The organism is Mesorhizobium sp. M7A.F.Ca.CA.002.05.1.1 (assembly GCF_003998335.1).
In the GTDB taxonomy this organism is placed as follows: domain Bacteria; phylum Pseudomonadota; class Alphaproteobacteria; order Rhizobiales; family Rhizobiaceae; genus Mesorhizobium.
Map to the genome: position 1 here is coordinate 1 of NZ_RZQI01001629.1, position 485 is coordinate 485.

Below are 485 nucleotides of genomic sequence, written 5' to 3' on the forward strand. Positions count from 1 at the left end.
TGGCTACTCCTGCGGCCGGCCGGGTTCGAAATATCGTCCGGGAAACTCGATGCCCATGGCGCGCAGATCCTCGAGGAAGCGCGGCCGGATGCCGGTCGCCTCGTAGTGGCCCAGAATCCTGCCGTCGGCCTCCATGCCGGTACGCACAAAGCGGAAGATCTCCTGCATCTGGATGACATCTCCTTCCATGCCGGTCACCTCGGCGACACTGGTCACCTTGCGCTTGCCGTCGGACAGGCGCGTCAGCTGAACGATCAGGTCGAGCGCGCTGGCGATCTGGCTGCGGATCGACTGCACCGTCATCGGCATGCCGGTCATGCCGAGCATCTGCTCGAGCCGCGAAATGGCGTCGCGCGGCGTGTTGGCATGGATGGTCGCCATCGACCCTTCGTGGCCGGTGTTCATTGCCTGCAGCATGTCGAAAGCCTCCTCGCCCCGGCACTCGCCGAGGATGACGCGGTCGGGGCGCATGCGCAGTGCGTTCT

General features: G+C 65.4%; 1 protein-coding gene. It reads right to left on the reverse strand.

Going from position 1 to position 485, the window contains the following annotated elements; genetic code table 11:
• Positions 1 to 3: 3 nt before the first annotated feature.
• On the reverse strand, positions 4 to 485 hold a 482-nt coding region (locus tag EN939_RS37445; protein ID WP_164751660.1), incomplete at its 5' end, for an ATPase, T2SS/T4P/T4SS family.